Below are 13014 nucleotides of genomic sequence, written 5' to 3'. Positions count from 1 at the left end.
CCCGAGCCTATCCGGCGTCCGGGGGTGCCCCACCCAGCAGGAGGGCCTCCAGCTCGGCACGGCCCGGCAGGCGGGCGGGACGGGCGATCTCACCCGTTCGGACGTACACGAAGGCGGCGGCCACCTCCTCGGGTGCGAGGCCGTGCTGCTCGGCCCAGGCGAGCCGGTAGATCGCGAGCTGGAGCGGATCGGCCGTGCGGTCCCGGCTGGTCTTCCAGTCGACGATCTCGTACGCGCCGGACTCCGGGTCCCGGTAGACGGCGTCGATCCTGCCCCGGACGACCCGGCCCGCGAGGGAGAGGTGCACGGGGACCTCGACGCGGTACGGGGTGCGCCGGGCGTACGGGGTGCGGTCGAAGGCCTCCTTGAGCTCGTCGAGGTCCCGGTCGTCGAGGATCTCCGGCTCGCCCGCGAAGTCCTCGCCGCCGGGCAGCTCCTCCGGGCCGAGGAACGGCAGCGGGAGTTCCTCGAAACGGGACTCCACCCACGCGTGGAAGCGGGTGCCCCGGCGGGCCGCGGGCTGCGGCGCCTTGGGCATCGGCCGGGCCAGCTCCTGCGCGAAGCCGTCGGGGTCGGCGGCGAGGCGCAGGACCTGGGAGGCGGAGAGGTACGCGGGGAGGAGGACCTCGCGGGTGGTCGCGCGGGCGCGGCGGAGTTCGGTGGTGAGGGCGGTGAGGTCTCTGTCCCAGGAGGCGATGCTCCGGAGCTCCTCGGGGGTGAGCTGGTGCCGCTCCTCGCGGGGGGCCGGGACGGCGTCCGTGTGGGTGTCTTCGGGGAGGGTCTCCTCGTCCTCTTCCCAGACGGGTTCCTCCTCTTCGGGCCAGGGGTCCTCGGGGTGCGGGTCCGTCAGGTCGGGTGCTGCGCTCGGGGGGTTGTGCCCACCCTCCCCCGGACTCCGTCCGGCGGTGCCCCCATCGCCCTGCGGATCGATTGCCCACAACCGGGTCGTGACGGCTTCCGCCGCCGCCCGGCGACGCTTCAGCGCCTCTCCGTCCAGCGGCAGGGGCCAGGCCTGGTCGCCGTCCGAGGGCGTCAGGGACGGGTTCTCCGCGTCCGGTTCCGGTTCCTCCGCCCACGCCTCGATCTCGCCGTGGCCGGCCGCGCAGTGGTCGTGGAGGGCCTGGAGGAAGTCCGAGGGACCGCGGGGCTTCTTCTGGGCCGGGCCCCACCAGTGGGCGGAGCCGAGGAGCAGGGAGCGGGGGCGGGTGAAGGTGACGTAGCCGAGGCGGAGCTCCTCGGTGTGCTGGTGGTCCCGCATCGCGTTCTTGAAGGACGTGAGGGACTTGGCGTCCCAGGTGTCGATCCCCGGCAGGGTGGCCGCGTCGCCGCGCAGGGCGTGCGGGAGCACCTGGGGCTGCGAGGTCCACGACTCGCGGGCCCGGGCGCTCGGGAACTGGCCGGTGACCAGGCCGGGGACGGCGACGACGTCCCATTCGAGGCCCTTGGACTTGTGGGCGGTGAGGACCTTCACGGTGTTCTCGCCGCCCGGCAGGGCGCTGTCGAGGCCCTTCTCGAACTGGACGGCCGTGCGCAGGAAGGCGAGGAACGCGAGCAGGCTGGCCTCGCCGTCGAGGGAGGCGAAGCCGGCGGCGATGTCGAGGAAGTGGCCGAGGGTCTCGCGGCGGCGGGCCGCGAGCGCGTGCGGGGAGGCGGAGAGCTCGACCTCCAGGCCGGTGGCGGCGAGGACGCGGTGCAGCACGTCCATGAGGGGGTCGGCGAGCGAGCTGCGCAGGGCGCGCAGCTCGGTGGCGAGGCGGGCGAAGCGGACCCGGGCCTCGGCGGAGAAGGCCAGGCCGTCGTCGGCGGCGCCGCCGGAGTCGAGGAAGGTGTCGAGCGCGTCGGCGAGGGAGACGACCTCGGCCGGGTCGACGCCCTCGACGGCGGCGGCGAGCCGCTGCTCGGGATCCGCGTCCTCGCCGCCCCGGTGGACCAGCAGGCGGGCACGGCGGCCGAGGAGTGCGAGGTCGCGGGGGCCGATGCGCCAGCGGGGGCCGGTGAGGAGGCGGACCAGGGCGGCGTTGGCCCCCGGGTCCTGGAGGACCTCGCAGACGGCGACCAGGTCAGCGATCTCGGGCAGGTGGAGGAGGCCGGAGAGGCCGACGACCTCGACGGGCACGTCTCGGGCGACGAGGGCCGCGTGGATGGCGGGGAAGTCGGTGGCGGTACGGCACAGGACGGCGATCTCGCCGGGCTCGCGGCCGGTCCGTACGAGATGGGCGAGGGAGTCGGCGAGCCAGTCGATCTCCTCCGCGTGGGTGGGGAGGAGAGCGATGCGGACGCTGCCGTCGGCCTCGGCGCCGGGTGCGGGCCGCAGCGCCTCCACGCCCGCGTGCATGGCGCGCAGGGGGGCGGCGAGCCCGTTGGCGAGGTTCAGGAGACGGCCGCCGCTGCGCCGGTTCTCGGAGAGGGAGTAGCGGCTCGCGGGGGTGCCGTCCCGGTGCGGGAAGTGCTCGGGGAAGTCGTCCAGGTTCGCGACGGAGGCGCCGCGCCAGCCGTAGATGGCCTGGCAGGGGTCGCCGACGGCGGTCACGGCGTGCCCGGTGCTCCCGCCGGACGGGCCCTGGCCGAAGAGTCCGGAGAGCAGCAGCCGCTGGGCGACGGAGGTGTCCTGGTACTCGTCGAGGAGGACGACCCGGAACTCCTCGCGGAGGATCGCGCCGACCTCGGGCCGGGTGGTGGCGAGCTCGGCGGAGCGGGCGATCTGGTCGCCGAAGTCGAGCAGGTCGCGGGAGCGCTTGGCGGCGCGGTAGCGGACGACGAGGTCGAGGAGTTCACGGCGGGCGGCGGAGGCCTCGGGGATCTTGCGCAGTTCGGCGTTGCTGAGCCGGGCGTCGGCGAGGGCGGTGAGGAGCTCGGAGTCGTACGCGTGGAGCCGCTCGGGCGGCACGAGGTGCTCAGCGAGCTCGGCGTCGAGGGCGAGCAGGTCGGTGATCAGGGTCGGGAAGGAGCGGGTGAGCGCCGGGTACGGGCCGGGGGCCTCGCGGAGCACGCGCGCGGCGAGCTGGTAGCGGGTGGCGTCGGCGAGGAGCCGGGAGGTGGGCTCCAGACCGATGCGGAGGCCGTGGTCGGTCAGCAGCTGCCCGGCGAAGGCGTGGTACGTGGAGATGCGGGGCTCGCCCGGGAGGTAATAGGGGTCGGCGGGTACCGCCGTCGTTGAGGGGTGGTGGCCGGGCGACGGGTGGGCCGGGTCGACGACGTCGGGGTCGGTGACGCCGGCGCGGACGAGGGCGGTGCGGACGCGCTCGGCGAGTTCGCCGGCCGCCTTGTTGGTGAAGGTGAGACCGAGGACCTGCTCGGGGGCGACCTGGCCCGTGCCGACCAGCCAGACCACCCGGGCGGCCATCACGGTCGTCTTGCCGGAGCCGGCTCCGGCCACGACGACCTGCGGGGCGAGCGGCGCGGTGATGCAGGCCGTCTGCTCCGGCGTGAAGGGGATGCCGAGGAGCTCCTTGAGCTGCTCGGGGTCGGTGATGCGTGCGGTCACCCCAAAGAGGCTAACGGGGCCGACCGACAGTCCGACTCCGTACGCCTCTGACCTGGGGTGTCACCCGAGGGTGTCCGGCCTGGTCGTGCCCGGGTCTACGCGGGCGCGCCGCCGACCAGCTTCGAGAGGTCGACCGTCTCGTCGGCCGGCGGGGCCTTCACCACGACCGGCTTGTCGTAGTCGGAGAGCACCATCGCGCCGGGCTCGTCGCCGCCCTTCTTGACCATCTTCAGGATGTACGGCTTGCCCCGCTCGGAGACGGACACGGTGGCCGTCTCGCCGCCCGCCTTCTTCTTCACCAGGGTCGCGACGGGGGTCCCGTCGACCTTGCCGTCCGGCCCCCGGGTCAGTCCCCTGCGCTGCTCCTTGTCCTTGTCCAGGTCGGCGAGGAGCGACTTCAGGTCGCAGACGCCGCCGAGGTCCTCGCTGCCCGCCTGCCCCGGGGCGATCTTCAGCCAGCGGCCCTTGATCAGTTCGAGGGTGACCGCGATCTGCGCCTCCGGCATGCCCTGGGAGGCCATGGAGGCCCGCCAGAAGGCCTCGTCGCCCTTCAGGTACGTGACGTGGCCGACCCGGCGCAGTTCGGCGGTGCCGCCCTTGATCTTCATCAGGCCGGTGCACTCGCCGCTGTCGTCGACGGCGAAGTCGATGTCGAGCGGCTGCCCCTGGCTGACGACCCGGCCGGTCATGCGCAGGGACGTCGCCGACCGGGTGGCGGTCACGGCCCGCTCGCCGATCTCGTCGGCGGTGAGACCGGAGAACGGGTCGGGGGACGGGGCGGGGGACGGGGCCGACACCGCCGGCGCGGCGGCCGGAAGGTCCGTCGCCGCCCAGGCCGCGACGGGTGCGGGACCCGCGACGACGACGACCGTGCAGACGACGGCGGCGGCGCGGAGCTTTCGGTGGGACGCCATGCGAGCCTCCTCGCGTTCCCGGACCCCTGTCCACCAGGGTCGCCCCCCGCGCGCGTGCCCGCGACTTCGGTTCCCCGCAGGGAGGGGCGGGGTCAGTCGACCACCTGGCGGCCCTCCGGCTGGGCGCTGCACGAGGCGCGGAAGGCGCAGGTCGTGCAGTGCTGGCCGGTGCTGGGGGTGAACCGCTCGTCGAGGACCCGGCCCGCCGCACTGGCGAGCAGCTCGCCGACCCACTCCCCGGCCAGGGGCCCCTGCGCCTGGACCTTGGGCAGGGCGTCGCCGCCCTCCTTCTGCGGGGCGGCCTGCCGCAGCTGTACGAGTTCGGCGCCGCCCGGCTCCGGTCGGTCGCCGCCGAAGACCTCGTCGAGGGCGCCCTCCCGCACCGCGAGCTGGTAGACGGCGAGCTGCGGGTGGTGGGCCACCTCGTCGCGGGTGGGGGCGGACTTGCCGGTCTTGAAGTCGACGACGTACGCGCGCCCGTGCTCGTCGGTCTCGACGCGGTCCATGGAGCCCCGGATCCGGACCTCGTACTCCCCCGCCTCCAGCGTCACGTCGAAGCCGTGCTCGGACGCGGCGGGGGTGCGGCCGCCGCGGTCCATGACGTGCCAGCTCAGGAAGCGTTCGAGGGCCACGCGTGCGTTCTGCTTCTCCTGCGCCGACTTCCAGGGCGCGTCGAAGGCGAGCGCGTCCCAGACGGAGTCCAGCCGGGCCATGAGGACGTCGAGATCCGCCGGGGTGCGCCCGGAGGCGACCTCGTCGGCGAGGACGTGGACGACGTTCCCGAAGCCCTGGGCGGCCGTGGCCGGAGCCGCCGCCTTGACCTCGCGGCCCAGGAACCACTGGAGGGAGCAGGTGCCGACGAGGTTCTCCAGGGCACTCGGTGACAGCGCCACGGGCCGGTCGCGCTCCCGCAGCGGCGCCGGGCTGCGCGTCGGCTCGAACAGGCCCCACCAGCGGTCCGGGTGCGCGGCCGGGACCAGCGGCTGCCCCTCGTCGTCGGTGAGCGCGGCGAGCTGGGCGAGCCGGTCGGCGGCCGCCTCCCGGAGCGCGGGCGAGGCCTCCGGGTCGACCGTGGTGGCGCGGAGCTCGGCGACCAGGGCGGAGACGGCGAGCGGGCGGCGGGGGCGGCCCGGAACGTCCTTCGGCTCGGCGCCGAGCTCGGTGAGGAAGCGGGACGGCTGGTCCCCGTCCTCGGCGGCGGCCTTCACGGCGGTGACGACCAGCCGGTCACGCGCGCGCGTGGCGGCCACGTAGAAGAGCCGGCGCTCCTCGGCGAGGAGGGCACCGGGGGTGAGGGGTTCGGCGAGGCCGTCACGTCCGATGCGGTCGGCTTCGAGGAGGGAGCCCCGGCGGCGGAGGTCCGGCCAGAGGCCCTCCTGCACCCCGGCGACGACGACGAAGCTCCACTCCAGGCCCTTGGAACGGTGGGCCGTCATGAGGCGGACGGCGTCGGGACGGGTGTGCCGGCGGGTGAGGGTGTCGGCGGCGATGTCCTGGGCGTCGAGCTCTTCGAGGAAGTTGAGGACGCCCCGGCCGCCGACGCGCTCCTCGGCGCGGGCGGCGGTCTCGAAGAGGGCGCAGACGGCGTCGAGGTCGCGGTCGGCGTTGCGCCCGGCGGGGCCGCCGCGCAGGGCGGCGCGCTCCAGGCGGCCGGGCCAGGGGGTGCCCTGCCAGAGCACCCAGAGGGCCTCCTCGGCGGTGCCGCCGTCGGTGAGCAGCGTGCGGGTCTCCTGGAGGAGCTGCCCGAGCCGCTGCGCGCCCCTGGTGTACGCGGGGTCGTGCGCGACGAGGCGCTCGGGTTCGGCGAGGGCGCGGGCGAGCAGGACGTCGGAGGGCGGGGGGACCTTGCTGCCTGCGGCGCGCTCCTCGTCGCGGAGGGCGCGGCCGAGGCGCCGGAGGTCGGCGGGGTCCACGCCCGCGAGCGGCGACGCGAGCAGTTCGAGTGCGGTCTCTACGGGGAGCCAGGCCTCGGGTGCGGGTGCGTCCGGATGGCCCGCCGCACCGGGGGCGGTCTCGCCGGGCTCGCCGTCCTGCGCTGGCGCGGCGTCCTGGGGCTCGGGCTCGTTGCCCACAACCGGGTCCGAGTCCTGCGCTGGCGCGGCGTCCTGGGGCTCGTTGCCCACAACCGGGTCCGACGCGGCGGAACGCCTGCCCGCAACGGTTGCCACCGCCCGCAGCGCCAGCAGCAGTGGGGCCACCGCCGGTTCGTGGCGGAGGGGGGTGTCGGCCGCGTCCGTCTCCACCGGGACGCCCGCCGAGGTGAGGGCGCGGCGGAGGGAGGGCAGGGAGGCGGCGGCGCGGGTGAGGACGGCCATGTCCTGCCAGGGGACGCCGTCCTCCAGGTGCGCGCGGCGCAGCAGGTCGGCGATGTTCTCGGCCTCCGCCGAGGCCGTGGGGTACGTGTACGCCTCCGCCCGGCCCCCGTCCCGTACCGGGGCGAGCTCGCGGTGCGCGCGGACCTTGTCGGCGGGGAGCCGGGTCATCGGCATCCGCTGGGCGAGCAGCCGGGTCGCGCCGAGCAGGGCGGCTCCGGAGCGGCGCGCGGTGCGCAGGACGCGGACGTCCGCGCCGCCGAAGGCGGACGGGAAGTCGAGGATGCCGTTCACGTCGGCGCCGCGGAAGGCGTAGATGGACTGGTCCGGGTCGCCGAAGGCGACGACCGTGCTCCGCCCGCCGCCCGCGAGCGCGTGCAGGAGCCGGACCTGTGCCGGGTCGGTGTCCTGGTACTCGTCGACGTAGATCGCGTCGTACGCGGGCAGGCGGGTGTCCCGGGCGAGCGGTACGGCCCGGTGGACGAGCTCGGTGTAGTCGAGGACGCCCTGGAGGTCGAGGACGTCGAGGTACTCGGCGAGGAAGCCGGCGGCCGCCTTCCAGTCCGGGCGGCCGACCCGGTCCGCGAAGCGGGCCAGCGCGTCCGGTCCGAGGCCCAGCTCGCGGGAGCGCGCGAGGACGGCCCGTACCTCGTCGGCGAAACCGCGGGTGGTTAGGCAGGCGCGCAGTTCGTCGGGCCAGCCGACGCGGCCGAGGCCCGCCTTCTCCAGGTCGATCTGGCCGGCGAGCAGCTCGCGGACGGCGAGGTCCTGCTCGGGGCCGGAGAGCAGCCGCAGCGGTTCGGCGAAGAGTTCGGCGTCCTGGTGGGCGCGGATCAGGGCGTAGCAGTACGAGTGGAAGGTCGTCGCCTGCGGCGGGCGACGGCCGCCGAGCCGGGCGGCCATGCGGTCGCGGAGTTCGACGGCGGCCTTGCGGCTGAAGGTGAGGACGAGGAGGCGTTCGGGGTCGGCGCCCTTCTCCATGCGGGCGGCGACCGCCTCGACGAGGGTGGTCGTCTTGCCGGTGCCCGGTCCGGCGAGGACGAGGAGAGGTCCGCCGGTGTGGTCAACCACTTCCCGCTGCGCTGCGTCCAGCTGAGGGGGATCCAGGGGGGCCGGCGTGGTGCGCACCAGTCGGTACGCGCCCGGGGTCCGCTGCCGTCCCGGACCCGGGTACGGCTGTCCCTGGTGCGGCGGCGTACGCCGGGTGGTGGAGGAGGAGCTCACGTGGATCGCCGGTCCTGGTGGGTGTGGTGGTGCGGGTGAGGCGGCTGTGTGCCGTGGCCGCCGCCTCGGGAGACGCGAACGTCGACGTTACGCGAAGCGGGCCGCCGACGAGCCGTACTCACTGCCCCGTCCACCCCTGCGGGTCCGTCCCGGCCGGGCCGGCCGGGCGGGCGCCCTCAGGTGTGAGTTCCGGCACCCTCGCCCGTACCGCCGTCCCAGCGGGCCCGCCGCATGTCGATCTTCGGCACGTGTCCCTCGGCCGCCTGGCCCGCCGCGCGCAGCGGGGTGCCCTCCTCGCGGTAGTGGCCCAGGGCCCGCAGCTCGTGGCCGGGCAGCAGCGTGCCGTCGGCGCGGACCACTCGCCACCAGGGGGCCGTCCCGCCGTACAGTGCCATGACCCGGCCGACCTGACGCGGCCCTCCCTCGCCCAGCCACTCGGCGACGTCGCCGTAGGTCATCACACGGCCCGGAGGAATCGCGTCGGCGACGTCGAGCACCCGCTCCGCGTACTCGGGCAGTTCTCCGGTCTCCCCCACGGGCTCCTCCATGCTCATCCGCCCCATCCTGCCTCACCCCACCGACATGGCCCTGATGCCTCCGCACGGCAGCTCTTCGTGCCACCATCGTGCGGGCGGTGACTGGTGATACGAGATCAAGAGCGACAAGTACAAGAACACGTACGAGAACCAGAATGTGATCGACAAGACGCACAGGCAGAGACGGACATGGTGATGGGGCAGGACACGCAGCCTCCCGGGGGGGCTCAGCCCGAGCTGCCCGAGCGGGTCTCCGGTGACGAGCCGCTGCTCGCCGCCCGCGTCCACCGGCCCTCCGACCTGATGCGGCTGCTCGTCGGCCTGCTCGCCATCGGACTCGTCATCGCCATCGCCGCGTTCGCCCACGGCACGACCTCGGGCCTGGAGGAGGACATCAACAAGGGCGCGGTCGGCGCCCCTGACGTCTTCGTCAAGATCGCCGGTCTCGTCTCGTCCATCGCCGTACTGCTCGTGCCGGTCGCCTTCGCCATCGAACGGCTGATCAAACGCGACGGGCTGCGCATCGCGGACGGCGTCCTGGCCGCCGTCCTCGCCCACGGCGTCACCCTCGCCACCGACCTCTGGGTCGCCCAGGCCGCGCCCGGCACGATCCAGGACGCGCTGACCCAGCCGCAGTCCGGCGGCGGGCTCACCGACCCGGTGCACAACTACCTCGCGCCGGTCATCGCGTACATGACCGCCGTCGGCATGGCCCGCAGGCCCCGCTGGCGGGTGTCGCTCTGGGTGGTGCTGCTGCTCGACGCGTTCACGATGCTGGTGGCCGGCTACACCACCGCCCTCTCGATCATCCTGACCGTACTGATCGGCTGGACGGTGGCGTACGGCACGCTGTACGCCGTCGGCTCGCCGAACGTCCGGCCCACCGGGCAGAACCTCCTCGCCGGCCTGCGCCGGGTCGGCTTCCGGCCCGTGACCGCGCTGCGCGCCGAGGGCGTGCCCGACGCGGTGGACAGCGGGGACCGGGGCCGCCGCTACATCGTGACCCTGGAGGACGGGCCGCCGCTCGACGTCACCGTCGTCGACCGGGAGCAGCAGGCGCACGGCTTCTTCTACCGCGCCTGGCGGCGGATCACCCTGCGGACGATCACCACCCGCCGTTCCATCGTCTCGCTGCGCCAGGCCCTGGAGCAGGAGGCGCTGCTCGCGTACGCGGCGATCGCCGCCGGGGCGAACGCGCCGAAGCTGATCGCCACCTCGGAGCTCGGCCCGGACGCCGTGATGCTCGTGTACGAGCACGTCGGCGGCCGGAGCCTGGACTCGCTCGACGACGCCGAGATCACCGACGACCTGGTCCGCAGCGCCTGGCGGCAGGTCCGGGCGCTCCAGTCGCGCCGGATCGCGCACCGTCGGCTCGCCGGGGACGCGATCCTGGTGGATCGTTCCGGCAAGGTGATCCTCACCGACCTGCGGGGCGGCGAGATCGCGGCCGGCGATCTGGTCCTGCGGATGGACATCGCCCAGCTGCTCACCACCCTCGGTCTGCGGGTCGGGGCGGAGCGGGCGGTCGCCGCGGCCGTCGAGGTGCTCGGCCCGGACACCGTCGCCGACTGTCTGCCGCTGCTCCAGCCCATCGCACTGAGCCGCTCCACGCGCGCGACGCTGCGGAAGCTGGCGCGGGAGCGGTCCGCGCGGGAGCGGGAGGCCGTGCTCGCGGCCTCCGAGGCCGCCAAGCACGAGCGGGAGCGCGCGAAGGCGGCGGCCCACGAGGGCGTACGGACGGAGACGAAGGCCGAGAAGAAGGCGGACAAGAAGGCCGAGAAGCGGGCGCTCGACACCGCTCTCGACGAGGCCCGCGAGGAGGATCTGCTGGCCCAGATCCGGCAGCAGGTGCTGCTGATCCGCCCGCAGGCACCGGTCGAGCCGGTCCGTCTGGAGCGGATCAAGCCGAGGACCCTGGTCAGTCTGATCGCGGGCGCGGTCGCCGCGTACTTCCTGCTCTCGCAGATCGCCCGGACGCCGCTGTCGACGATCAGCGAGGCGGACTGGCGCTGGGTGGCGGCCGCCGTGCTGTTCTCGGCGGTCAGCTATGTGGCGGCGGCGATGAGCCTGCTCGGCTTCGTGCCCGAGCGGGTCGGCTTCTGGCGGACGGTGGTGGCGCAGGTCGCCGGCTCCTTCGTGAAGATCGTCGCCCCGGCGGCGGTCGGCGGTGTCGCCCTCAACACCCGCTTCCTCCAGCGCGCGGGCGTACGCCCGGGGCTCGCGGTGGCGAGCGTCGGCGCCTCGCAGCTGTTCGGGCTCGGGGCGCACATCCTGCTCCTGCTGTCCTTCGGCTATCTGACGGGCACGGAGAAGTCGCAGTCCTTCACCCCGTCGAGGACGGTCATCGCCGGACTCCTGACGGTCGCGGTGCTCGTCCTGGTGGTGACGGCGATCCCGTTCATGCGCAAGTTCGTGTCGACGCGGCTGCGCTCGCTCTTCGCCGGTGTGGTGCCGCGCATGCTGGACGTGCTCCAGCGGCCCATGAAGCTGGCGACGGGCATCGGCGGGATGCTGCTCCTGACCATCATGTTCGTCCTCTGTCTGGACGCCTCGATCCGGGCGTTCAGCCACGGGAACCAGACGATCAGCTACGCGACCGTGGCCGTCGTCTTCCTCGCGGGCAACGCGCTCGGTTCGGCGGCGCCCACCCCGGGCGGTGTCGGCGCGGTCGAGGGCGCGCTCACCTTCGGCCTGGTCACCGTCGGCGGCCTGCCGCTGGAGGTCGCCACCCCGGCGGTGCTGCTGTACCGCCTGCTCACCCTGTGGATCCCGGTCCTGCCGGGCTGGCTCTGCTTCAACTGGCTGACCAGACGGGAAGCCCTGTAGGGCCTGTCTTCCGGATCGTGCCGGGCTCGCGGGGCCTCCCACGCGAGAGGCCCGAGCCGGCCACCCCTTTGGACCTCCGTCCCGCGCGGGGGCGGGGACGGCGGCCCACGATGGGCCTATGCCGATCTCCGCCGCCCAGCGCGCCGCTCTGCTGACCGCCACCACCGTGCTGCTCGCCGCCGGGTGCTCGGACGGGGGAGACGAGGCGGCGGACCCGGTGAAGCCGACCGGCTCGGCCGGGCTGACGGCGCAGAAGCTGTCCTGGGCTCCGTGTCCGGCGCCGTCCGCCGCCGAGGGCGGCGGGGCCGCGCCCTCCCCCCTCCCCGGGGGCGTCGCCTGGGAGTGCTCCTTCCTCCAGGCGCCGCTGGACTGGTCGGTGCCGGAGGGCCAGACCATCGAGCTCGCCCTCATCCGGGCCAAGGCCAAGGACAGCGCCCGCCGGATCGGCTCGCTCGTCTTCAACTTCGGCGGCCCCGGCGGCTCCGGCGTCACCGCCCTGCCCGGTTTCGCCACCGACTACGAGACCCTGCGCGCCCGCTACGACCTGGTCTCCTTCGACCCGCGGGGGGTGGGCCGCAGCGACCCGGTCGAGTGCGCCACCGACAAGGAGCTCGACGCCTACTACGCCCTGGACTTCACGCCCGACGACACCGCGGAGGAGCGGGCGCTGTCGGACGCGCAGAAGCGGTACGCGAAGGGCTGCGAGCGGGACGCGGGCTCTGCCCTGCCGCACGTCGGCACCGAGAACGCGGCCCGGGACATGGACCTGATGCGCCAGGTCCTCGGCGACGAGAAGCTGCACTACTTCGGCATCTCGTACGGCACGGAACTCGGCGGCGTCTACGCCCACATGTTCCCCGAGAACGTGGGCCGGGCCGTCTTCGACGGGGTCGTCGACCCGGACGCGGGCGTCGAGGACGGCGCCCTCGGCCAGGCGAAGGGCTTCCAGCTGGCCCTCGACAACTTCGCCCAGGACTGTGTGGAACGCGGCGAGGAGTGCACCCTGCCCGGCACCACCGTCTCGGAGATCGAGTCGGGGATCACCAACCTCCTCGCGGCCCTCGACAAGGAGCCGATCCCCGGCATCGGCGACCGCAAACTGACCCAGACGCAGGCCACCAACGGCATCGCGCAGGCCCTGTACTCGAAGGAGTTCTGGCCGTATCTGGAGCAGGGGCTCGACGCGGCCGACGGCGGCGACGGGGGGCTGCTCCTCTCGCTGTCCGACTCGATGAACGGGCGCGGCGAGAACGGCTCCTACAGCAACATCCAGGCCGCGAACGCCGCGATCAACTGCGTGGACTTCAAGGAGCGCTACACCCTCGGGCAGGCGAAGGAGCGGCTCCCCCAGTTCCGCGAGGCCTCCCCCGTCTTCGGCGACTTCATGGGCTGGGCGCTGTCGAGCTGCGCGCAGTGGCCGGTGCCCGGGGTCTGGGAGCACCCGGACGTCTCGGCGCCGGGCTCGGCCCCGATCCTCGTCGTCGGGAACACCGGCGACCCGGCCACGCCGTACGAGGGCGCCCGGGCCATGGTGGACGCGCTCGGCAAGGGCGTCGGCGTGGAGCTGACGTACGAGGGCGAGGGCCACGGCGCCTACAACAGCGGCAGCAAGTGCGTGAAGAAGGCGGTGGACGCGTACCTCCTGGACGGCAGGGTCCCGGCCTCGGGCACGGTCTGCAAGTAGCCGGCGGGCATGCGGAAGGCCCCGGACCTGAGGA

At 74.2% G+C, this 13014-nt stretch carries 6 protein-coding genes; 2 read left to right on the top strand and 4 right to left on the bottom strand.

The window, feature by feature from the left end:
• Positions 1-7 precede the first annotated feature (7 nt).
• The 4 genes from ACN9M0_RS24260 to ACN9M0_RS24245 all read right to left on the bottom strand — a co-directional run bounded on the left by ACN9M0_RS24260 (position 8) and on the right by ACN9M0_RS24245 (position 8497).
• On the bottom strand, positions 8-3484 hold the full coding sequence (locus ACN9M0_RS24260; RefSeq protein ID WP_426404190.1) for a UvrD-helicase domain-containing protein: 3477 nt from the start codon (positions 3482-3484) through the stop codon (positions 8-10).
• 95 nt (positions 3485-3579) lie between these two features.
• On the bottom strand, positions 3580-4398 hold the full coding sequence (locus ACN9M0_RS24255; protein ID WP_426404189.1) for a hypothetical protein: 819 nt from the start codon (positions 4396-4398) through the stop codon (positions 3580-3582).
• A 92-nt stretch (positions 4399-4490) separates the two neighbouring features.
• Positions 4491-7934 (bottom strand): ATP-dependent helicase, encoded by a 3444-nt coding sequence (locus ACN9M0_RS24250; protein ID WP_426404188.1) that lies wholly within the window; start codon positions 7932-7934, stop codon positions 4491-4493.
• 176 nt (positions 7935-8110) lie between these two features.
• On the bottom strand, positions 8111-8497 hold the full coding sequence (locus ACN9M0_RS24245) for an MGMT family protein (RefSeq protein WP_366041953.1): 387 nt from the start codon (positions 8495-8497) through the stop codon (positions 8111-8113).
• 162 nt (positions 8498-8659) lie between these two features.
• Here ACN9M0_RS24245 and ACN9M0_RS24240 point away from each other — a divergent pair, with 162 nt between their 5' ends.
• Both ACN9M0_RS24240 and ACN9M0_RS24235 read left to right on the top strand, forming a co-directional pair.
• Positions 8660-11296, top strand: a complete 2637-nt coding sequence (locus tag ACN9M0_RS24240) for a lysylphosphatidylglycerol synthase domain-containing protein (protein WP_426404187.1) — start codon at positions 8660-8662, stop codon at positions 11294-11296.
• Positions 11297-11414: 118 nt separating this feature from the next.
• Positions 11415-12980, top strand: coding sequence for an alpha/beta hydrolase (locus tag ACN9M0_RS24235; RefSeq protein WP_426404186.1), 1566 nt, complete (start codon positions 11415-11417; stop codon positions 12978-12980).
• The last annotated feature ends 34 nt before the right edge of the window (positions 12981-13014 follow it).

Source organism: Streptomyces sp. R-07, from assembly GCF_049913175.1.
Taxonomy (GTDB): domain Bacteria; phylum Actinomycetota; class Actinomycetes; order Streptomycetales; family Streptomycetaceae; genus Streptomyces.
Note: the sequence above shows the minus strand (reverse complement) of the source record. Positions and strands in the feature narration are given on the sequence as shown.

Bases quoted from the DNA above. Each gene is read 5' to 3' on its own strand.
- ACN9M0_RS24255 (WP_426404189.1), bottom strand. From the start codon at position 4,398: ATGGCGTCCCACCGAAAGCTCCGCGCCGCCGCCGTCGTCTGCACGGTC.
- ACN9M0_RS24245 (WP_366041953.1), bottom strand. From the start codon at position 8,497: ATGGGGCGGATGAGCATGGAGGAGCCCGTGGGGGAGACCGGAGAACTG.
- ACN9M0_RS24240 (WP_426404187.1), top strand. From the start codon at position 8,660: ATGGTGATGGGGCAGGACACGCAGCCTCCCGGGGGGGCTCAGCCCGAG.
- ACN9M0_RS24235 (WP_426404186.1), top strand. From the start codon at position 11,415: ATGCCGATCTCCGCCGCCCAGCGCGCCGCTCTGCTGACCGCCACCACC.